The sequence below is a fragment of the Ruegeria sp. AK4 genome (genome assembly GCF_056541025.1).
This window is the reverse complement of record NZ_JBQFXS010000003.1, coordinates 134,467-155,551: the sequence shown is the minus strand read 5'-3', so window position 1 is coordinate 155,551 and position 21,085 is coordinate 134,467. Positions and strand designations below refer to the sequence as shown.

General features: G+C 54.4%; 20 protein-coding genes and 1 tRNA gene. 15 read left to right on the top strand and 6 right to left on the bottom strand.

Annotation, left to right across the window (positions count from 1 at the left end; translation table 11 throughout):
• Positions 1-37 precede the first annotated feature (37 nt).
• Entirely contained in the window at positions 38-970 is a 933-nt protein-coding gene (locus ACR0EZ_RS07145; RefSeq protein ID WP_480611962.1) for a DUF2971 domain-containing protein, read from the bottom strand.
• 539 nt (positions 971-1,509) lie between these two features.
• On the opposite strand from ACR0EZ_RS07145, the gene ACR0EZ_RS07140 reads away from it, so the two are divergent.
• The 9 genes from ACR0EZ_RS07140 (at position 1,510) to ACR0EZ_RS07100 (ending at position 11,909) form a co-directional block, all read left to right on the top strand.
• Positions 1,510-1,929, top strand: coding sequence for a hypothetical protein (locus ACR0EZ_RS07140; RefSeq protein ID WP_480611961.1), 420 nt, complete (start codon positions 1,510-1,512; stop codon positions 1,927-1,929).
• A gap of 31 nt (positions 1,930-1,960) precedes the next feature.
• Entirely contained in the window at positions 1,961-2,614 is a 654-nt protein-coding gene (locus ACR0EZ_RS07135; protein WP_480611960.1) for a DUF7255 family protein, read from the top strand.
• Between the two features lie 207 nt (positions 2,615-2,821).
• Positions 2,822-4,003, top strand: a complete 1,182-nt coding sequence (locus tag ACR0EZ_RS07130; protein WP_480611959.1) for a tyrosine-type recombinase/integrase — start codon at positions 2,822-2,824, stop codon at positions 4,001-4,003.
• Positions 4,000-4,665, top strand: a complete 666-nt coding sequence (locus tag ACR0EZ_RS07125; protein ID WP_480611958.1) for a hypothetical protein — start codon at positions 4,000-4,002, stop codon at positions 4,663-4,665. Before ACR0EZ_RS07130 ends, ACR0EZ_RS07125 begins: the two co-directional genes overlap by 4 nt.
• 66 nt (positions 4,666-4,731) lie before the next feature.
• Complete coding sequence (locus ACR0EZ_RS07120) at positions 4,732-4,926, top strand: helix-turn-helix transcriptional regulator (RefSeq protein WP_480611957.1); 195 nt, start codon at positions 4,732-4,734, stop codon at positions 4,924-4,926.
• Complete coding sequence (locus ACR0EZ_RS07115) at positions 4,916-5,179, top strand: hypothetical protein (RefSeq protein WP_480611956.1); 264 nt, start codon at positions 4,916-4,918, stop codon at positions 5,177-5,179. The genes ACR0EZ_RS07120 and ACR0EZ_RS07115 overlap by 11 nt, the downstream gene beginning before the upstream one ends.
• Positions 5,172-7,604 (top strand): bifunctional DNA primase/polymerase, encoded by a 2,433-nt coding sequence (locus ACR0EZ_RS07110; RefSeq protein WP_480611955.1) that lies wholly within the window; start codon positions 5,172-5,174, stop codon positions 7,602-7,604. Before ACR0EZ_RS07115 ends, ACR0EZ_RS07110 begins: the two co-directional genes overlap by 8 nt.
• Before the next feature lie 102 nt (positions 7,605-7,706).
• On the top strand, positions 7,707-9,923 hold the full coding sequence (locus tag ACR0EZ_RS07105) for a DNA/RNA helicase domain-containing protein (protein ID WP_480611954.1): 2,217 nt from the start codon (positions 7,707-7,709) through the stop codon (positions 9,921-9,923).
• A gap of 1,059 nt (positions 9,924-10,982) precedes the next feature.
• Positions 10,983-11,909, top strand: a complete 927-nt coding sequence (locus ACR0EZ_RS07100; RefSeq protein WP_480611953.1) for a DUF2971 domain-containing protein — start codon at positions 10,983-10,985, stop codon at positions 11,907-11,909.
• A 90-nt stretch (positions 11,910-11,999) separates the two neighbouring features.
• Here the strand turns inward: ACR0EZ_RS07100 and ACR0EZ_RS07095 are convergent, their stop codons facing one another.
• The 4 genes from ACR0EZ_RS07095 to ACR0EZ_RS07080 are packed head-to-tail and all read right to left on the bottom strand — an operon-like array spanning position 12,000 to position 14,980.
• Entirely contained in the window at positions 12,000-12,716 is a 717-nt protein-coding gene (locus tag ACR0EZ_RS07095; RefSeq protein ID WP_480611952.1) for a competence protein CoiA, read from the bottom strand.
• Positions 12,701-13,153 (bottom strand): ubiquitination-like system serine protease family protein, encoded by a 453-nt coding sequence (locus ACR0EZ_RS07090; RefSeq protein ID WP_480611951.1) that lies wholly within the window; start codon positions 13,151-13,153, stop codon positions 12,701-12,703. Before ACR0EZ_RS07090 ends, ACR0EZ_RS07095 begins: the two co-directional genes overlap by 16 nt.
• On the bottom strand, positions 13,132-14,328 hold the full coding sequence (locus ACR0EZ_RS07085; protein WP_480611950.1) for a ThiF family adenylyltransferase: 1,197 nt from the start codon (positions 14,326-14,328) through the stop codon (positions 13,132-13,134). Before ACR0EZ_RS07085 ends, ACR0EZ_RS07090 begins: the two co-directional genes overlap by 22 nt.
• The gene (locus ACR0EZ_RS07080; protein ID WP_480611949.1) at positions 14,303-14,980 is read right to left on the bottom strand and encodes a multiubiquitin domain-containing protein; all 678 of its coding nucleotides are present in this window, start codon (positions 14,978-14,980) and stop codon (positions 14,303-14,305) included. Before ACR0EZ_RS07080 ends, ACR0EZ_RS07085 begins: the two co-directional genes overlap by 26 nt.
• Before the next feature lie 169 nt (positions 14,981-15,149).
• Between ACR0EZ_RS07080 and ACR0EZ_RS07075 the strand changes: the two genes are divergently transcribed.
• The gene (locus ACR0EZ_RS07075) at positions 15,150-15,539 is read left to right on the top strand and encodes an MbcA/ParS/Xre antitoxin family protein (RefSeq protein ID WP_480611948.1); all 390 of its coding nucleotides are present in this window, start codon (positions 15,150-15,152) and stop codon (positions 15,537-15,539) included.
• Complete coding sequence (locus tag ACR0EZ_RS07070; RefSeq protein WP_480611947.1) at positions 15,520-16,236, top strand: RES family NAD+ phosphorylase; 717 nt, start codon at positions 15,520-15,522, stop codon at positions 16,234-16,236. Before ACR0EZ_RS07075 ends, ACR0EZ_RS07070 begins: the two co-directional genes overlap by 20 nt.
• Positions 16,237-16,516: 280 nt before the next feature.
• Here ACR0EZ_RS07070 and ACR0EZ_RS07065 read toward each other — a convergent pair.
• Positions 16,517-16,592 (bottom strand) — tRNA-Thr (locus ACR0EZ_RS07065).
• A 348-nt stretch (positions 16,593-16,940) separates the two neighbouring features.
• Between ACR0EZ_RS07065 and ACR0EZ_RS07060 the strand changes: the two genes are divergently transcribed.
• From ACR0EZ_RS07060 to arsB, 4 genes are read left to right on the top strand one after another with little or no spacing between them, the layout of a single operon-like run.
• Positions 16,941-17,774 (top strand): arsenate reductase/protein-tyrosine-phosphatase family protein, encoded by an 834-nt coding sequence (locus ACR0EZ_RS07060; protein WP_480611946.1) that lies wholly within the window; start codon positions 16,941-16,943, stop codon positions 17,772-17,774.
• On the top strand, positions 17,771-18,769 hold the full coding sequence (locus tag ACR0EZ_RS07055; protein ID WP_480611945.1) for an ArsJ-associated glyceraldehyde-3-phosphate dehydrogenase: 999 nt from the start codon (positions 17,771-17,773) through the stop codon (positions 18,767-18,769). Before ACR0EZ_RS07060 ends, ACR0EZ_RS07055 begins: the two co-directional genes overlap by 4 nt.
• Positions 18,766-20,031: an organoarsenical effux MFS transporter ArsJ gene (arsJ, locus tag ACR0EZ_RS07050; RefSeq protein ID WP_480611944.1), complete on the top strand. Its 1,266-nt coding sequence runs from the start codon at positions 18,766-18,768 to the stop codon at positions 20,029-20,031. Before ACR0EZ_RS07055 ends, arsJ begins: the two co-directional genes overlap by 4 nt.
• Positions 20,028-21,071, top strand: coding sequence for an ACR3 family arsenite efflux transporter (gene arsB / locus ACR0EZ_RS07045; protein WP_480611943.1), 1,044 nt, complete (start codon positions 20,028-20,030; stop codon positions 21,069-21,071). Before arsJ ends, arsB begins: the two co-directional genes overlap by 4 nt.
• The last annotated feature ends 14 nt before the right edge of the window (positions 21,072-21,085 follow it).

Genomic DNA, 21,085 nt, shown 5'->3' with positions numbered 1-21,085 from the left:
AAACCTATCTAGACAGATTGGTTGTCCAAATTTTTGTTCAAGGATTAAAGTCGATTGAGTCCTTTGTACGTTCGTATTTGATGTTTGGGTCCAAGAGTTCCATCGCGGTGTAGAGTTTTGCTTCCGACACATATTGATGAAAGTCTTTTGTGCCAGGAAGAAATTTGGAATCAAAAGCGTAGTCAGCTTGTCTTAACATCTCACCCACGGCGGTATCGATGTCCATGGTGAACGCATCAGCGTCAAGGGTTGCTGCGAGCTGATGCACAACTCCATAATCTCTTAGGACCTCGAAGACTTCATCACGTAATTTGTCGGGTGTTCTTGCACCCAGAACAACGCATCGAACGGACTGTTTTTCGAAGGGTGCAACAAATACTGTTTCCGAAGCTTGTTGGAGGTTTCCGAGCCGCCTTATGACACGCCATTCTTCTTCATAAGACCAGCAATTATCCTTGGTGTTTAGTGCTGAAAAGAAGCCATAATCGTTTGGAATCGATGCTTTTTCAGTGGAATAAATAATAGGTGCGGAAGAACAGATCAGATCTGACTTCTTTTCTTCATGAGTTGGTCCAATCCCGTGATCCAAATTGAAGCCAATAGCCAATCCAGTGTGATTTTCCGCGTAGTGAGACCACATAAGGGGTACATCGCTTTCGTGGCTCAAGCTCAGTACACCGTACTCTTCGGTGGTTCTCGCAAATTCTTCAACATATCGCCTTACGACTTCCCCAAACTGCTGCTTCAAAATCTCCCTGCGTTTTTCTGGGGAGATCTTCCTGCTTCTCGTAATCTTACCGAGGTACTCTTTTTTCAGCCTTTCGACATCGATTGATGGGAAGAATTCGAATGGATCATTAAAATACTTGGGCTGAGTGAACCGAATTGTCTGATCGCGCAGCACTTGCAGAGCCCGTTCCCCTGTCAGGTACTTAAAGAGCGGTCGAGGGGGTACGGGATGTTTTTCCAAGAAATATTCCTTGATTTGATGGGTTAGAAAATCTGTCTCGCCCCGGCGAATAGATCGACGCGAGAACACCGTGAGCTTGATTCAGAAGCTTGTCGCATGCAAGAGGAGCCGAGAAGACAGCCACGATATTTAGGACTACTGCGACTGGCATAGAGGGCCTTGAAACCCTTTGTTGCCTAAGTCAGAGCTCCTCACAGTTGCCGAAAAGCTGGCCCGAACGACAGTAGACGCACGTAAGCGCCCTTATGTATAGACTGGTATGTAGTGCTGTTTGGCTACCCCGTAGCGCCGGCGCCAGGGCAGCGCCAAACCCGGTAAACGCTGCAAACCCGGGCAACCCCACCCCATCGACGGCTCTATAGAAGACCAGCCTGCAGGGCTATCCCGTTCCGACGGAATTGGCGAGTAATTTTGAACTGACCAAGCGGCCAGTTGAGCCAGATATTCCACATTGTTAAAGTCACACCATCTGACCGAGGTTTTGATCATTGGATATCCAAAGAATTGCGCGAAAACACCCGAAGCTTTTAGAAAGAATTATGGCAAAGTCGACTGGTGCCATTGGTGAGATCCTTGTGGCAGACCGGCTGACAGAGCTCGGCTACAGTGTCATTCCGACCAACAATAATGCTCGCCAATGTGATCTGATCGTACGCAGTCCAAGTGGCGCCACCTTTGGCGTGGAGGTGAAGGCGGACCGCCAAAGACGACCAACTTGGTTCGTTCGCACCCAGCCTAGCATAGATCGAAGTGCTATTTGGGTGCTTGTCTCGGCACCAAGAGATCCCACCCAACTTCCTGATCCAGAAGACGTAGAAATGTACGTGCTTACTTCTGTGGAGATTCGCGAACTGTGGGATGCCTCCGAGTGGAACCAAAAGAACCCAAGTAATGGAGATATTCGTAGATGGCAGGTTCCTGACTCTGCCCTGAACAGCTGGGAGAAACTTCCAAAGTAGCGTTTTCAATTGAAATTGCTTGAGGTCAAATATGCCGGCAAGGGAAGATGCTCTGAAGGAAGCGCTTTCACGCCAAGGTTCTGTTGGTGGGCGCAAGCTGCGACGCCTAACTGAGCACGACATACGTGGGTCGACCTACTTTGGGGCCGCACAAGAAGTCTATCGAAGACTGGGCGGTATCAAATCCGATTTCCCGGTCAACCCAAGGGCTACCTGGGATATTGAATTTGAAGGCATCGCAGTCGAGTTAGATGAACAGCTGCATTTCAATAGGTACCGTGCCATTACCCTCTCTGCACAAGCCTATGAGGCTTTGAAGTGCTTTCCTTTGAACTCCTACCGTTCATACTGCTCGCGCCATGAAGATGCATGCCTGCGTGCTGGTAAACATGGTAAGAAATGGACAAACCCGAGCTGCGAAAGGCAATTTGGAGCCTCACCAATCAGAGGTCAGCTGGATGGGGCCGGGCCCGCAAGATGGCGACAACGCGCTTTCTACGATTTTTTGAAGGAAGTTTCGTCACTAATCATTGGGTTTCCGATTGTTCGCCTAGCGATATGGGATGAAGTCGATCTCGCAGGAAAAACGCAGACGATTGATTGGATACTCCGCAATCCCAGCGAACAAGGAAGTCGGGCGATTTTGTCCCTCGTTGAGAGCCGCCTTCCAATGAAGAACAATTGATTTCGTTTCAGACTGGCAGTTACGGCGGTCAAAGCGAGAAAACATACCCATCGTCGCTTGCCACATCTGTTTATCGGGTGATCCTGTGCCTCTTTGCTCGTGCGTGCGCGTGCGCGAACACGCCGCCTTAAACAAGATAAGTATCTGATAATGATTGTAATTTCGAGATTTTATGCCTAAGTTGAGTTGAGGCCATAGGAGGTCTCAATGCCAACACTTAGATTTACGAAACGCGCGATCGAAGCGCTTCCACATACTCACAAAGGTCAGATTCTTTACCGCGATGAAATGTTGCGCGGGTTCGGGTTGCGGGTTGGCTCCAACTCCAAAGTTTACTTTGCTGAAGGGCAAGTACAGAACCGTACCCGGCGTGTGACCATTGGGCGGGCTGATGTGCTCGGCGTCGATTCAGCTCGCAAACGAGCATTGGGCATTCTTAGCGACATGGCCGCGGGCATCGATCCAAATGCCGAAAAGCGGCGCATAGCTCAAGAGGGCGTTACGCTAGGCCAAGCATTTGACAACTTTTTCGAAACTAGGCCCAACCTCGCGGACAGCACACGTGACAGGTATCAACGTAGCATCAACCTTTATCTGAAAGATTGGAAACGTAAGCCTGTTACTGGAATTAGCCGTCAATCGGTTCTGAAGCGTCATCAGCGTATCGCCAAGAACCATGGTGAAGTCACTGCAAACAACGTTATGCGTCACTTCCGGTCAGTCTACAACGTCACGGCCGCCGCACACGAGGAGTTCCCTCCCAACCCTGTAAATATCCTGACGCAAGCGCGCGCGTGGTTCCCGGAGAAACGACGGCGTACTGTAGTCTCCGCGTCTGATCTCCCATCATGGTGGCTGGGCGTCATGGCAGAGCCTGACTGCTCACGCGACTTTCTTTTGGTCGCTCTTTTCACTGGTATGCGCCGCAACGAAATTGCTTCGCTTCGATGGGAATACATCGATCTGGAAGAAAGGGCCTTGCATATCCCAAAGACCAAAAACGGAGACCCGCTGGACCTTCCGTTGTCAGACTATCTCGTGAGTTTGTTGCGGGACCGGCGAATGCATACCAAAAAGTCGCCCTGGGTTTTTCCTAGCACGAGCCGTAAGGGCCACGTCGTTGAAACCAAGAAGTTCACTGCGCGCGTGAGTGAGCGTAGCGGCGTTAAGTTCACCCTGCACGACCTGCGTCGCACCTTCATCACCATCGCGGAAAGCCTCGACATCCCGCACTACGCTTTGAAGCGTCTTCTGAACCATCGGCTGTCCGGAGATGTCACAGCCGGCTATATTGTTAGTGATATTGAGCGCCTGCGCGGCCCTGCCGAGGCAGTCGCGTCGAGGATATTGGAAATGAATGATTGGGAAAATTTGGAGGTGGCATCATGAGCATTACCCCAAGCGACGACGAGTGGTGGATATTTGGCGATCACATTGACAACGGAGACTGGCGAGGCAGCCCCCTTACCAACGCGTTTATCGATGTTGTTCTTCTCGCGTTTATTCGAGCGCACCCGATGCAAGAAGTCGACGAACCGGAGCAGGCAGCCCAAACAGAAAACGCGCCCCATGTTCGCAGTCATTATGGCGAAGCAAAACGCCTCAGCGCAGCGAAGGAAGCGTTGTTCGGGATAAAGCCTAGCACCGGCAGTTACAAAAAATACTTTGATCTACCGGAGCTCGTTTGGATGGGCAAAGCCTACCTCGAAGACCGAAACGGTAGCGTTCCCACAGACAATGAGGGCCATTTTCTCTACATTGCGTTGGATGATCCTAAACACCGCACGGTCCAAACTCTGGCTGAACTTGCCCTTCAAATTAAACAGGAAAGCGGCGGTCCAAAGGAAGTCGCAGCAGACCGTAGCGCGGCCACACGCCTTAGCGTCAAGTTCAGGGAAGGATTTCACGAAATAATTCGATTCGCCTACGAAGGCGGTGATCTTCCCATGCTTGTCGAGAGGTTTAGAAAACTACGTGCGGTTCTTGGACCAGTGGGAATACCAATGTCGGAACCAGCTGATTTTATTAGAGATTTATCTCGGGCCCCTTAGATCTTTTCCCTTCGAGGAAACGTCTGACTAATAGGTAGGCCTCCACACTAATAAAGGAGGTTTACTGTGGTACACGATCATGAAGAACTGCTGTCGACTAAGTTGGCAGCTCGTTATTTGGGCCTGAGTCCTGCAACGCTTGAAAAGTGGCGCAGCCAGGGTAAGGGCCCGAAATACGTCAAACTCGGCAACAAGGCGGTGCGTTATCGCAAGTCTGGTCTCAATTCCTTTCTGACAGATGGGGGTTGTGATGGCTGCTGAGACTCCCTGCGTCACTTGGGACTTTTTTGTCCTATGCGTCGAAGCATACCATTTTCGTGAAACGACGCTGCTGCACACCAGCGCGCTCGCGAAACTGACCGCAACCAGCGCAATTTACTGGGAAACCAAGCGTGTCATGGGCATCGGTCCCAAGTACACCGAAAAACTCGGTGAATTTTGGTACACGCTCAAGGACGTCCAAGACTGGCTTGAAGACAATGTTTTCGCCAAACAGGGGGGTGGTGATGACTGAGCAAAAAGCACAGAACCTTCCGGCAAACTTCAACCCTGCTATTGCAGCGAAGGCATATGTAAAAATGGGATGGGAGCCTTTGCGGCTCCTCCCGAATTCCAAGAAACCCGCCGGCAACTGGAGTGAAACACGCAAGTGGGAAGAAGCGGATATTGAAGCCGAGTTCTCGCCCGACAGCAATATTGGCATCGCGACGGGCACACGCTCGGGCGGCCTGGCAGACATTGACCTGGACATTCCCGAAGCAATCCCTATTGCCGATCAAATCCTTGGTGATTTCATCGCATTTGGGCGCATGAGTTCCCCGCGCAGTCACCGCGTGGTGGTGACCACGCCGATGAAAAGCACCCGGTTTCAGCTTCCCCCGAACGCAGCAAAAAACCTGAGTTTTGGCCGCAGCGTCGTTCTCGAAATCCGCAGCGACGGTACACAGACCATGTTTCCCCCTTCCACGCACCCCGAAGGTGAACAGGTGCAATGGATGGGCGATCCCACAAAGATCCCGACCGTACCGGCCGAGGAATTGAAAAAACGGTGCGGGATTTGCGCCGCGTTGGCCGTGGTGTTGCGGTTCTATCCGCGTCATCAAGGAGATCGGGACAACATCTGCTTGGCTCTCACCGGCGCCCTGATCCGCACCGAACTGAGCGACGAAGAAGTTGATCGTCTTGTTGTCGCTGTAGCGTTTGCAGCCGGAGACGACGAGGCCGAAAACCGCGGCGGAAAATCTTTGGCATCTCGGGAGAAGCTGCAGGCAGGGGATCCCATCTGGGGCTTGCCGGAGCTCTGTGACCGCTTGGATATTCAGGAGCTCGAAAACACTTTGCGCAAGTGGATTGGTCTCAAAAGTGAAGGATTTTCTCGTCCGAAAAACAACGCCAATCCAACCATTCTCGTGGAAGCTGGTAACTTGCCTGCAGAAGTCGATCAAGCCGAGGATGCGCTGATCGAGGTGAAGGCAGATGTTTATCAACGTGGAGAACAGCTCGTTCGGGTGAGCCGCATTCCGAAGCAAATCAGTGCCGAGGGTATCGAACGCCCAGGCGGTGCGTTGGTGCTGACTAGGGTCGTTTCGCCCTGGCTGCGTGAGACATTTGCACGCGTGGCAAACTGGGAAAAGGCAACTAAAGACGGTAGCGTTCCTGTGCATCCGCCTTATGAACATGCCGCTGCTTATCTGGCTCGCGTCGGTGAATGGCGTGTACCTGTTCTGACCGGGATGATTTCCACGCCTACGTTGCGTGCTGATGGCTCGATCCTGCAGCAACCTGGCTTCGATTATGAATCAGGGCTGCTCTACAATCCTCAGGGTTTTGAATTCGAACCGGTCCCTGACGCCCCGTCGCGTGACGATGCTCTGAACAGCCTCCCGACACTCTTGATGCCCTTTCGCGAATTCCCTTTCGCGGAACCTGTCGACAAAAGCGTTCTTCTGGCAGCCACCTTGACCGCCCTTATGCGTAGATCGCTTCGTACGGCACCGTTGTTTGCTGTCGATGCGCCCACCGCCGGTAGCGGGAAAACCTATATAGCCCAGACAATCGGCATCATCGCTTCAGGTCACACACCCACTATTATTTCGCAGGGGAAAAGCGACGAAGAAGACGAAAAGCGCATTGCAACGGTGTTGATCGCTGGCGATCCGATCGTAGTAATCGACAACTGCGAACGCCCCATCGGAGGCGATACGCTCTGCGCCGTACTTACCACTGATATTTGGGCGGCTCGCATTCTTGGTAAATCGGAACTCGCTCGCACCCCTACGAATGCGCTTTTCATGGCAACTGGGAACAACCTCGTGATTGCAGGGGATATGGCTCGCCGCACCTTGGTTTGCCGCCTCGATCCTCGGACCGAGCATCCCGAATTGGCGGAACACGACTTTGACCCCAGAGTTGAGGCAGAACAGAACCGTGCAGCCTTGGTTTCTGCTGGATTGACGATCTTGCGGGCTTTCATCGCGGCTGGCCAACCGAAGCAATCGGCGCCTCTCGGCTCATTTCGCGAATGGAACTTGATCCGGGACGCAATCATCTGGCTCGGTTTACCTGACCCGGTGATTACTGTGGAGCGCAACAAAATCGACGATCCCCAGAAATCGGAATTGGCAAATCTTCTTCACACTTGGGAAGCCGCGCTCGGGCAGCAAGCAAAAAGTTTGGCGGAAATCGGGGTGATGGCCGAAGAGAACAAATCCCAGGAGATTGGCGACCTCTACCGGGCTCTAGCCTCCATGACACGAGGCGGGCAGTTCAACGCTAAGAGTATCGGCCGTTTGTTGATGAAACACAAAGACCGGATCGTAAATGGCCGTGTTCTTCGGGCGGAATCGGATTCAGCTGGATCGAAGCTCTACCGTGTCGAAGTGGTTGGGCGTTCTGAAACAACGTATGAACCGCCACCGCCAGATAATTTTCCGTTCTGAATTTTGGAGGACATCAGACACGAGCTAGCGGCGCGGGAAGCAACACCCGCGCCGGCTTTGTATGGTTTGCCGGGTTTGTTTAAGCACCGCCACCGGTTGCAAATGCCCTACCACTTGGTCCGTATATGCTCCAAAATCAGAAAACCGTTCTCAGCCGAATTTTTGCGTGGCACGAGGACACGCAAGGGCTCCACTTCCGAAACAATTGTCTTCGAATTTGCACGTTTTTGGTTGTGTTCAGTCGACGATGGGCAAACATTACAAACCATGAAAGACTCTTACTTTTTTTCTTCTGTAGCCGGTTTTCTTTGTGCCTCTGACGACGCAATCCTTGGTGAACTTACCCGCGCCCATCACCACGCGTTGGAGCACCAGCAACGCGACGCCTGGATCAAGCAAATCACGATACTTAAGGATCAACTGAAGGCTGACCGCACCGGTTACATTTTCTTGGAATTTTCCATTCCTCGCGTGGGTAAGCGAGCTGATGTCGTTCTGGTCCGGAACGGCATAGTCTTCGTGATCGAGTTCAAAGTAGGCTCCGCAACCTTTGATCGCTACGCGATTGACCAAGTTCACGACTACGCCCTGGACTTAAAGAATTTCCACCTCGGTAGTCACGCTTTGGCGATCTTACCTATACTTGTGGCAACACGGGGCCAAGCGACGACGACAGAGGCGCGCTGGGCAGACGACCTGGTGGCCGTCCCAGTTTTGGTAGGGGGTACGGGTTTGGGTGCCGCACTGACCCTGGAAGGACCCCAGGGCGCCCCCGGGGAAGATGTAGATGTTTCATCCTGGCGCGCATCGGGGTACCGCCCGACGCCCACTATCATCGAAGCAGCTGAGGCCCTGTACCGGGATCATTCCGTCGATGAGATATCGCGTTCTGACGCCGGCGCAAAAAACCTTAAGGCCACGTCTAACCGTATTGCTGAAATCATCGACTCCTCCAAACGAGCCAAACGAAAATCCATTTGCTTCGTTACCGGAGTACCGGGAGCTGGAAAAACATTAGCTGGTTTGAACATCGCCTCCAAACGCGCCCAACGTCACAAAGATGAACACGCCGTGTTTTTGTCGGGTAACGGCCCGCTGGTTGACGTATTGAGAGAAGCGCTCGCTCGGGATCAGGTCACCCGAGATGGCATCAAGAAAAGCGATGCGCTGCGCTCGGTTCGACAGTTCATCCAAAATATTCATCATTTCCGCGATCACTATGTCGGTTCAGATGAAGTACCATTTGAAAAGGTGGTCGTATTCGATGAGGCCCAACGCGCTTGGACAAGTGACCAAGCCTCAAAATTCATGCAAACCAAACGAGGGCAAACCGACTTTGACATGTCAGAGCCCGAATTTCTGATTAGTGTGATGGATCGCCATCAGGATTGGTGCACGATCGTTTGCTTGATTGGCGGTGGGCAAGAAATCAACACCGGCGAGGCAGGACTTTCAGAATGGCTAAATGCGCTAAAAAAGCGTTTTTCCAATTGGAACGTTCATGCTTCCGATTTGCTCAGTGATCGCCACTATACGGCTGATCGAACGGCCATAGAGATGTTGTCGGCACCTCATATTCAGAAACACCATGACCTTCATCTATCAGTTTCAATGCGCTCGTTTCGGGCTGAGCAGCTCTCGGCGTTTGTCAGCTATATCCTAGATGGTAATGCCGATGGAGCGCGTGCTACGCTAGACCAACTCCGAGACCGCTACCCAGTTGCGATCACACGCGATCTAAACCTGGCGCGCAATTGGCTGCGAAGTCACGCTCGAGGAACAGAACGCTATGGTCTTGTCGCCTCGTCCGGGGCCCTAAGACTTCGCCCTGAAGGGATTCACGTCAAATCAAGCATCGACCCAGCAAGCTGGTTTCTAAATGAAAAGACTGATGTGCGATCCTCGTACTATTTGGAAGAGGTTGCCACGCAATTCGATGTTCAGGGGCTCGAACTCGATTGGGCAGGTGTCTGTTGGGATGCAGACCTGCGTAGGGTTGAAGATGAATGGCAATTCCATGCCTTTAAAGGAACAAAATGGCAAAACGTGCGAGATCAAACAAAGCGCAGCTACCTATTGAATGCATATCGCGTCTTATTGACGAGGGCGCGGCAGGGGTTTGTGATCTTTGTTCCCTACGGCGAACTTACAGACCTTACTCGTCCACCAGCCTTTTACGACAAAACCTACGCGTATCTGCTGCAGTGTGGGATTCCCGAAATCAGTAACGAAACTGAGGTTCTTATCGGTAGCGACAGAGGTATCGTTTCGCCTGAAAAGCACCATTCTGGTCTGGCGCGACAGACGGCGGCAATTTGATATGAACACGCAATATGGAGCATTTCATATCGGAGCTCGAGCGTCCCATTTAGAGAGAAGTTGATAGCATGGCTGAGATTTCAAGCGATGTGGTTGCATTGGGATTGTTGGTCGGCGTCTGTTTTCTGGTTGTTTTCGCTATGCGCCAAGTCATGGTCCGTTTTCGCCGCCGAAGACATCATAGCTCGTCGGGTTCGGGCAATGTCGTAAAATTTCAGAAGCCCAGGCATAAACGCCAAAGGCGACCGGCACTGAAACAGGTTCGAGTTAGTCCTCTGTGGCTTGTTGCTTTGGCAATAGGTCTGGCAATCTACTGGGCAAACCCAGAGCTACAAGTTTTCAGCACCCAAGAAACACTCGTGGGCTCGGTCACACGTGTCCGCGACGGAGATACCATTGAGGTCGCAGGCCGGCCCATTCGATTGAATGGTCTAACTTGTGATGAAAGAGGTTCCTCTCTGGGAAACCAGGCGACAGCGGCGATGCGAACGCTCGTTTCAGGCCGAACGCTGAAATGCATCTTAAACGGTGATAGGACCTATGACCGGGAAGTAGGGCGCTGCGAACTTCCCAACGGCCAAGACATCGGCGCGGTTATGATTTCAAAAGGGCTGTGTGGCAGGTGCGCGAGGTATGATCTTTTTCGGACATATGCGGCGGTTCAAGCAGCGGCGGGTCCGTTCCAGGGTACCTATCCGGGATATTGCTCCTGGGCATGGTAATATGGGCGGAAAGTAGAAGTTCGCTGTGGTTAATGCGCTTCCAAAAAAGTCGTCCGAGAGCAGACGTTCAGAAGCCAATCTGCCAAGTTTATGGAAGTATTATTTGCTAGGTAAAATCTGACATGAGAGTGCCTTCATCAGGAAGGCTGACATATTCAGCAAAGAGATCAGTCACCACTTGATCTCAAGTCTTAAGTACCAAAGCTGGTTTCCAACGGCACACGTGCGCCTCGGCCTGGTGTGCCTCATACATTGGTGACATAGTCAGAATTTCTTGCGATGTTTGACCTGCAGAGCTTAAGGACCTTACGGGCTTGGACATCGAACTGATCTACGAATGAAAACACCAAAACGCCTTTATAAGTACCGATCATTTTCAGAACGCTCGCTGAGCAACCTGGTTGAGGATAGGCTCTACTTTGCGGACCCAAGTACTTTCAACGATCCTCTTGATACAAAACCGTCACTCAAGGTCGATGTGCCGGTAGGGCAGCTCGAAACGATGCTCACCCAACTTGTTGAGCAGCGAGTGTCCGGCGAAATGGCGGCGGCCGCAAATACCATTCGCTACAAAGGTCCAAAGACTAAGGAGCACATTTTCAGGCAAAGCCGAAGGCAGGCAGAGCGTATCCTTGAAGACATTCGATATAATTCGAGCGATCCCGATTTAGGTGCAGATGATCCATTATCGTTTCTCTTGAAGCAAGCCATTCAAGGGGAACTTCTTAGGCGGTACGATGGCGGGATTGTTTCCTTAGCGACGCGAAGTAACTGTCCTTTGATGTGGAGTCACTACGGCGACCAACATAAAGGAATGGCCATCGGCTATTCGGCACCTGAGAGCAGTCTGAACCAAGTTTTCAAAGTGAAGTACGGAGGCGACAGTTTGGTCTATGCCAGCAAAGTCGCGGCCATGTTGAACAACGACCAATCTGCTCGGCGAGAAGTTGATGAAGCAATCCTGCTCAAAAAGGCCCGTGACTGGCAATATGAAAAAGAATGGCGCTTGATCGGCAAGCGAGGTGCACAAGACTCTCCGATTGAACTCGAAGAGGTTGTTTTTGGTATGCGTTGCCCAATCTCTGTCATGTATGCGGTTGTGCGAGCGCTTGAAGACCGAGAGCGACCGGTCAAATTTTACGAAATACGCCGTCAGCCAGACACTTTTCTGCTTAAACGGTACGCGCTTGATTTTGACGATATTGCCGTCAGCCTGCCGAGACGTTCACTAGCGGTGCAGGAAGGTTTTGACAATCTAGACTAAATTTGTCGTGGAGGACCGCAACTGGAGCTTGGTCGCCTCGTACTGCCCCCTATGATTGTAGGCGTTACAGCATCCGTTAACTGATGCCACTTAGAACCTTGCGCGCCGTCCATATCCCTTCCTTGACCTCACAGGCACGCCAAACAAAACGTCTGGTATTGGAGTACTATTTGTGATGTCCTCGACAAGTTTCGGCTTTGGATATTCAAAACCATAGACCCAATCATTCCGAACCCGCCTCAGCATCCAGACCGTATCCCGGCCAAAATCAAAGGCGACAATCACACCGACATGTACCCATTCTTTTAAAAGCCGAGCGTCATGGACCCAAATTTGGTGAACAACTCCATCCTTCGTCGGATGTCTAACGCCGTCACGCAAGGCCTGTTCGAACTGCTTTTGATCCGTTTTCCGACGCATACCATCGACAACCCAAAACATCGGATTGTGGAACTTTGTTCGGGTCCGGGCTTCTACCGGCTTGATGTAGGAATGTTGAAACTCGACGACCAGCCCATCGGGCGTTTTGACGTCTGCGATGTGGAGTTCTCCACGCTCGTCGCGCGCTGCGATTTCCTGCCAGGCGCAGGGGAAGTGGTTCTTCCATTCCCGATGCCATCGGGTCTCGTTCTCCCACCAATGATCGCAATGGCGTTTGCCTTTATGCGCCCAGTGCCAAACTTTCTTGGTCCCACACCGGGCTATCAGATCCGCGCCGCAACCCGGACATGTGCCAGAAGCACCCGGCGAGGCCTCTATGCGCTTGCTTTCGGATAACGCAAAACGCATCGTTACCTCCAGATCCATGCAAGGATTTTCGACATGAGGCCATGCGTCGTCTCAAGTGCCTGAACGGCGGGTGGCGAAGCCTTGGTGGCGACGGACGCAGGTTCAGCATCGCGCGAATAATATCGACCCTTTGCGAGCCGATCATTTCGGCGACCGCGTGCGACTTTCTCTTCGCTCCACTCGTTCGCCCACCTAATGTTACCGATTCTGATGACGTAATGGGAGCGGCACGCGAGACTCCAATTTCCAATTGAGGGGTGCAGCGAGACATTCAGCCCGTCATAGGTCAACTTCCAGTCGGTGGGGGACAGCGGGGCAACGACTTCAGATTGGCAACCACAGCAGCAAAGATGTGCTGTTGACGCAAAGTCGATTGACACATAAAGCCGCCCCGGCTCTAGGATGTCTGGCAAGTGCTGAACGAAGACAGGCTCTAAGCGACGGATTGGATGCATTGCAGCCCCTCGTTCAGAAGATGGTTCCCATCCACATTGAAAATCGTGGAGGTCTCCCGCTCCAAATCGCAATAGAACCCTCGCAGCTTTTTCCACTTTATGATAGCTAGCATCGCCCCCAATGCGTTCATTTCCGCGACCTGAATATTGCGATCGTAAAGGTTGTCGCCGCCGAGCCCCCCAAACGGGATGCGTTGAATGCTGGCCTCCCGGTTTCCGGCGTGGCTTGTGGTGACACGAACCGTTCCGATCATGCCGCCGTCTACCAGGTCCAAGCCTAGTCCGATGTCGATAAAAGTGGTCCCCCATTGTGTCAGGGCGTCGATGATCGCCCGTTTGTCAGGGCTTGCATCCATGCACAGAAAGACGAAATCCATCGGACGCAGCGCTTCAACATTGTCTTTGGTGATGCGGATTGCATTTGGTCGAATGCCACCATGCATATTGCCGTAAATCGCCGCGTAGTAATCTACCTTCTTTGGCAGATCTCGCAGCTCCTCGAGTGATGCGGCACCCGGAGCGCGGAACGCATTATGTTGCAAATACGTATCGTCGTCGAAGGTGTGAATGCGTCTAATCGGGCATTTTGCCAGCCCGTCGTGGACATACGACCCGGTGCCCCCGAGGCCGACGATTGCCACATCTTCGACCTCCAGCCTTTTGGACAACGCGGTGATGCCCGCCCGGCTTGAAGCTGTGTCCATATAGAGAAACGGGCTTTCGCGATCCTTGGTTTCAATGACACGGAATGTCCGGGCCGTCACGTCCTGATCGATTGCCTGTGCCTGGCTGACCAAGATATTGGCATAAGCTGTCAGCTTCGCAAAATAGTCCTCGTAGAAACCACATTGCGGCTTGCTGGAGAAGCTGAAATTGACCGTGAGATCATCACCGATCTTTCTTGCCGCCTCGGAGTTTATGATCTTTGCCAAAGGACGCCCAAACCTGTCACAGGGCCGCGTACCGGCAAACATGACCACATGCGTCGAAGGCCGCGTTGTGCGGTCGCCCGCCATGGTCAGCTCCGAGACAATTTTACCACGGCGAATATCCCGGTTTTCGGTCACGTAGGGCACCCCATGTAGGATGAGGTGCCCATGTTTCAGCTCGATCTCGTAGCCATCGGCAATCAAGCGGTTCAAATCAGGACTAGGACTTGTCGGTTGAGCTGACATTGAAGACCATCCCTTTCTTGAGCCGGATACGGTCGCCTTCGACGAGGGAGCCCTCCGGGCGGTTACGAGGTCCGTTGCGATAGGTGACGGTGAAGCAGATGTTCGCTCCTGTCGGCGGGTTTGGAAACGCGATCTCGATCAGCTTTTCAAACGTCAACCTACGGACGGATACCAATTTTTGCCGGGCGTTCACGATGATGCAAATCTCAAGGTCTTCAGCTGGCTGAGAGATGACCCGTTCAACGCCTTTCCGGTTCAGCTTGATCACATCGTCAGGCTCCAGGACCCGGTCGCCACCTGAATCCAGGACAAGATCATGGTTATCGGGGATCTCGCCATACTGACGCAACTCGGGTTCCGAAATTTCCGGAGCGCCCCATTCAAAACCACGTTCGTTCAACGTCATGCGGAAGACACGATCGCTTTTGAAACTTCTGAATACGGTCTCGCCAAGCGCGTTAAGATCAACCTCGCGGTCCAACCCGATCGATTGCGCGCCGAGATCCGTGATCATGATCAGCACGTAGGAGGATGCCGGGTTCAAACCCGCAGCAGCCCGGATCTGCCGTCCGGTCACTTTCGGGTCATCGAGGGAAACTTCGCGCCCATCTACATCGAGTGCAAATGACGCTTCACATACAATATCGGCCATGGGTTTCTCCCTTCAAAAGCCAAGCCAGAAAACGGTCTGGCGCCGTCAGACTCTTGAAGTGCCATTCATTTTGGACTAAAATCACTTCAGAGTCCCGATGGAGACCAGTCTATATCGAGACTTGTTGTGACTTCAAGTCCAAAAATGGACTTTCAGGAGGATAAAATGCATGACCTATGACATCCCTGCGGCCGAGGCGGTCGCGGGAGAGGTTTCGATTCCCGCCGCCATGGAGGCATTTTCAAATCTCGCCGAGCTATGGGAGCTAACAACAGACGAACAAATCAAACTTCTTGGCTCGCCAGGACGATCAACCTTCTTCAAGTGGAAAAAATCCGGGGGTAATCTTCCCCAAGATACAGTGGAGCGAATTTCCCATCTTCTGGGTATCTTCAAAGCCCTGCAGATCCTTGTCCCGGACGAGGTCCAGGCCGATGGTTGGATCAGGCAACCCAACAAATTCTTCAAGAACCGAACAGCACTGGACGTCATGCTCGATGGACAGTTCTATAACATCTATCAAGTAAGGCAGTATCTCGATGCCCAACGCGGTGGCTAACGCCCCTATCCTGCAGATTACGGAAAAGACCTACCTGCTGATACCCTCGCGGTTTCCACCGATTCGGCTCTATGAGCGGATCGCGGGGAATTTTCATGATGCCGTCACCGACATAGAGGCTCTGACAAATCCCCGATTGAGGGAGAAAAATCAAATAATCAAATCCTCTGGTGTCGATGACTCTAGCCCGAGTTTACAGAACTGGAATCATGCTCCCTTTGCCTATTTCAATCCGGAAGGGAGTTGGTTTTTTGATCCGCAAACACCCTGCCTGGAACTGTCGGCAGACATCCAGACGGCCCTTGCCGTCTCTGTCGCGAAGCGTACAAATTTCTTGTCACAGACCGAACAGGGGCGGCTCAATCTGGACATGCGTGTTCTGTCGCGCCAAATCTCTGGTCGGTTCCTCGATGCCCGGACCGTGGATTGCGCTCTGGATCAGGACTCCAGATGGGCGCTTGGAGCGGAAATCCGGGACCGGGACGTGGACGGCGTCGTCTTCCATTCTCCCGAACGGCCAGCCGGGTGCAGATATGCGGTACTGAATGCCCAAAGCCTTGAGCGTGCGATCCAGGGCGATCACTACCGCTATGTTTGGGATGGTGGCCGAATTAATGAGCTCTATTCATTTAACCAGGGCGATGTGATTGATCCCGAAGACCTCCAGCGCGAGGAACGCATCCTGCCCGCGGCGTGAAGATCGAACTCCGTTTTCGCTCTCGACCTCCAGCGTCACGGCGATCGCAAATCGAATATCGTCAACCGGGCTCAGCATACCGCCTGAACCGTCCCAGCACTGAGCGCGTATCGCACAACTTTGTCGCCGTCGTAATTTGGAACGACAGGTCGGTTATGCAACCGCACTATGGGAATATAGGGTTCCGCGCTTGATGATGTTCTTGTTCAAATCGATTCAGTGTCAAGTCACCGGTTTGCACTGGAAACTACAACTCGGTCGGTAAACAATAGAAAAATGATGGTGCCTCAAGAGGGACTCGAACCCCCGACCTTGTCCTTACGAAGGACCTGCTCTACCAGCTGAGCTATTGAGGCTTTCAGGCCCTACTATGGCCCTACTAGTTCTATGTCTTTGCCGCGAACCCCTTGGTTTTGCAAGTCATTCTCGCGGGGACCCGCTAATTACGAATGACGTGCTCTACCAGCTGAGCTACAGCGGCACTGTTTGACACCCGGAACTGGCTCTGACCGGGTGCGATGGCTCGTTTAAACTGTCAATCCTGCGCCTGCAAGTCCAGATGCATTCATTTCGGCGCAGGAGAGTGCACCGCCTTCCCATGTCCAACACGTTCAGGTCGCTGTCAGAGCATCGGTCTGTGAATTTTTTGTAACAGCCTTCGGATCAAATTGACTCGGCAAATTTATTTCAATAATTCATGAAACATGATAGAACAGATAACCGATCAACTCGCCATTCTGGGCCATCCGCAGCGTATCACCGTGTTTCGCATGTTGATGCGACGGTTTCCTGACACTGTTCCGGCGGGTGAGCTGGCGTCAGAGCTGGGGATCAAGCCCAGCACGATGTCCAACTACCTGAACGCGCTGCAGCGGTCGGGATTGGTCAGCCAGACGCGGTCGGGGACGTCTCTGCTCTATGCGATTGAAATGAAGAACGTGCAGCAGATGCTCGATTTCCTGATCGTGGATTGCTGCCGTGGCCGCCCTGATCTTTGCATGCCTTTTGACCAAGGAAATGACACCATGACGGACCGGAAGTTCAATGTGCTGTTCATTTGCGTGGGCAACTCTGCCCGCTCGATTTTTGCCGAATCCCTGCTGCGCGAAATCGCCGGGGATCGGTTCAACGTGTATTCGGCGGGGACGAAACACATGTCCGAACTGAACCCCTTTGCACTGCAGGTGCTGAACGACAAGGGGCACGACATCTCGGTCCTGCGGTCCAAGAATGTGTCCGAGTTCTCGGGGCCGGATGCGCCCGATCTGGATTTTGTCTTCACCGTCTGCAATCAGGCCGCGAATGAGGACTGCCCGGCCTGGGAAGGCCAGCCGATCAGCGGACATTGGGGCATGGTCGATCCGGTCAAGGCAACGGGTACGGATGCCGAGAAAAGCCTTGCCTTCCAGAATGCCTATGGCGCGCTGAAGCGCCGGATTGAGGCGTTCACATCGCTGCCGGTCGAAAGCCTCGACCGGATTGCATTGCAAACTGCCGTGGATGACATCGGCAGAACGTCTGACGAGGATCTGACATGACAACATACGCCGTCAACGGGCTGGGCCGGATGGGCAAGCTGGCCCTGAAACCGCTATTGGAAAAGGGCGCGAAGATCGCCTGGATCAACGATGCGGTGGGCGACCCCGAGATGCACGCGCATCTGCTGGAATTCGACACGGTGCACGGGCGCTGGGATGCACGTTTTGAACATGATGCCGACAGCGTGACAATTGACGGCACTCGCCTGCCCTTTTTCGGCGCGCGGGATCTGTCCGATCTGCCGCTGGACCGTGTGGATGTGGTGATCGACTGCACCGGTGTCTTCAAGACCGAGGCCAGGCTGGCGCCCTATTTCGCTGCGGGTGTGAAGAAAGTTGTCGTCTCGGCCCCGGTCAAGGATGGCCCGACCGCCAATATCGTCATGGGCGTGAACGAAGAAACCTATGATCCGGCGGTGCATCAGATCGTGACGGCGGCGTCCTGCACCACCAACTGTCTGGCTCCGGTGGTGAAGGTGATCCATGAAAATCTGGGCATCCGCCACGGCTCGATGACCACGATCCATGATGTGACCAACACGCAAACCATCGTGGACCGTCCGGCTAAGGACCTGCGCCGGGCGCGGTCGGCGCTGAATTCGCTGATCCCGACCACAACCGGCTCGGCCACGGCGATCACGCTGATTTACCCCGAGCTCAAGGGGCGTCTGAACGGCCACGCGGTGCGGGTGCCGCTGCTGAACGCCTCACTGACCGATTGCGTGTTCGAAGTCGAGCGCGAAACCACCGCCGAAGAGGTCAACAGCTATTTCAAAGCCGCCGCCGAGGGCGAGTTGAAGGGCATTCTGGGCTATGAAACCCGGCCGCTGGTCTCGACCGATTACACCAATGACGAACGGTCCTCGATCGTCGATGCGCCCTCGACCATGGTGGTGAACGGGACGCAGGTGAAGATTTACGCGTGGTATGACAACGAGATGGGCTATGCCCACCGTCTGGTCGATGTGGCGCTGATGGTTGAACAATCGCTGTGACGGATCGGCCCGAGGGCCTGTCGGCCTATATCGCGGTCACGGCGGCCTATTGGGCGTTCATGCTGACCGACGGGGCCCTGCGGATGCTGGTGCTGTTGCACTTTCATACGCTGGGGTTCTCGCCGGTCCAGTTGGCTTACCTGTTTGTCCTGTACGAGATCGCGGGCATGGTCACCAATCTGGCCGCAGGCTGGATCGCGGCACGCTTCGGGCTGACCTCGACCCTCTATGCCGGGGTGGGGCTGCAGGTTCTGGCGTTGCTGGCCCTGACCCAACTCGATCCGAATTGGGCGATTGGCATGTCCGTGGCCTTTGTGATGATCGTGCAGGGGGCCAGCGGGGTGGCCAAGGATCTGGCCAAGATGTCGTCGAAATCCGCTGTCAAACTGCTGGCCCCCACGACGGGCGGCGGGCTGTTCCGCTGGGTTGCCGTCCTGACCGGGTCCAAGAACGCCGTCAAGGGTCTGGGCTTCCTGCTGGGTGCGGCCCTGCTGGCGACGCTTGGCTTTGTCTGGGCGGTTCTGGTCATGGCGGTCATACTGGCGGCGATCCTGATTGCCGTTGCCCTGTCGATGCCGCCGGGCCTGCCCAAGGGCCGCAAGGGCGCGAAGTTTTCCGAGGTGTTTTCGAAATCCGCCAATGTGAACTGGCTGTCGGCGGCGCGCGTCTTTCTGTTCGGCGCGCGGGATGTGTGGTTCGTGGTCGGCATCCCGATCTATTTCTACGCGGTCCTGTCTGACGGCACCGAAGACGGCAATCGCGCCGCGTTCTTCATGATCGGCACCTTCATGGCGGTCTGGGTGATCCTTTATGGCGCGGTTCAGGCCAGCGCGCCGAAAATCCTGCGCGCCCCGGACCGGGCCGAGGGCGATTTGATCCGCGCCGCCCGCAGTTGGGCCGCCGCCCTGTTCTGCGTGCCTGCGGCTCTGACACTGGCTGTTTTGCTGTCTTCCGGCCCCGAGACGTGGCTGACCGTTACGCTGGTTCTGGGCCTGCTGGTGTTCGGCGCGATCTTTGCGGTCAATTCCGCGCTGCATTCCTATCTGATTCTGGCCTTCACCAAATCCGAGCGCGTCACGATGGATGTGGGCTTTTACTACATGGCCAACGCGACCGGGCGGCTGGTTGGCACCGTCCTGTCCGGCCTGACCTATCAGCTTGGCGGGCTGGCGCTGGTGCTGGGCACGGCTGCCATCATGGTCGCGCTGGCGGCGCTGACCTCGGGCAAACTGACCGACCAGACGACCGAGGCTTATACATGAGCATTTTCGAACGCTACCTGACCCTCTGGGTCGCTCTTGCGATGATCGGCGGTGTGCTGATCGGCCTTGTCGCGCCCGGTTTGGTCGGACGGGTTGCCGGGGCCGAGATCGCCAGCGTCAATCTGGTGGTGGCGCTGCTGATCTGGGCGATGGTCTATCCGATGATGGTCGGCGTCGATTTCGGCGCAGTTGTGGGGGTGGCGCGCCAGCCGCGCGGGCTGATCGTGACGCTGGTGGTCAACTGGCTGATCAAGCCTTTCACCATGGCGCTGCTGGCGGTGCTGTTCTTCGACTATGTCTTCGCCCCGTGGATTCAGCCCGAGGATGCGGCGCAATACACCGCCGGTCTGATCCTGCTGGGGGCCGCGCCCTGTACGGCGATGGTGTTCGTCTGGTCTCAGCTCACGCGCGGGGACGCGACCTATACGCTGGTGCAGGTCTCGGTGAACGATCTGATCATGGTGGTGGCCTTCGCCCCTATCGTGGCGTTCCTGCTGGGGGTCACCGATATCGCGGTGCCGTGGCAGACACTGGTGCTGGCGACTGTATTGTACGTTGTGCTGCCCCTGATCGCCGGTCTGATCACCCGCCGCAGGCTTGGGTCGCAGCAGGCAATCGACGCCTTTTCCACCCGCGTCAAGCCATGGTCGATCATGGGCCTGATTGCCACGGTAGTCATCCTGTTCGGGCTGCAGGGTCAGACCATTCTGGCCAAGCCGCTGGTCATCGCGCTGATCGCGGTGCCGATCCTGATCCAAAGCTACGGTATCTTCGCGCTGGCCTATGGAGCGGCTTTCGCGCTGAAGGTTCCGCACCGCATCGCCGCCCCCTGCGCCATGATCGGCACCTCGAACTTCTTCGAACTCGCGGTTGCCGTCGCCATCAGCCTGTTTGGCCTGAATTCCGGCGCGGCCCTGGCGACCGTTGTGGGTGTTCTGGTCGAAGTTCCGGTAATGCTGTCGCTGGTCGCCTTTGCCAACCGGACCCGTGACCGGTTCCCGGGCCCGGCCAGACAATCGCCGCCCGTCGGAAATACCTGAGCCCGCGACACCCG